1 protein-coding gene is annotated in these 387 nt (G+C 48.3%); it reads right to left on the reverse strand.

The annotated features are described in order from the left end of the window. Positions 1–387: phage late control D family protein (locus AC1M89_RS14775; RefSeq protein WP_481614396.1), on the reverse strand; the 387-nt coding region annotated here is incomplete at both ends.

Consider the following 387-nt stretch of genomic DNA (forward strand, 5'->3'; position numbering starts at 1 on the left):
GAAAGTCGTAGTCGCTTTCGTTGCTTTGCATGATGAAGGGTCGGATGTCGTATTGTTGTTGCAATCCACTGTGGTCTAGGCTGAGGCTCGAGGCAAAGAGTGGGCTTTTGTTTTGCCATTCTTCAAAGAGGATTTCCACCACTTCGACCACGGATTTGTTCATAAATACGCGGCTGTTGCGGCGTTTGTGCCAAAGTGAAGTTGCATCGTTAAGCGTGAGTTTGTAGAGGGTCAGTGCCCCATCGCTTTGTCCTTGTGAGGCTTCGGTGATGATACCAGTGGTTCTAAACAGGGTTCCTTGATCAGTGACTTGATCGACGGCCACTTGTGTGCCGATGAATTGTTTGAGTGGAATTAAGGCATTGGTCGAGAGACAGATGAGTTCTG

Source organism: Acinetobacter sp. ANC_7635, assembly GCF_056779945.1.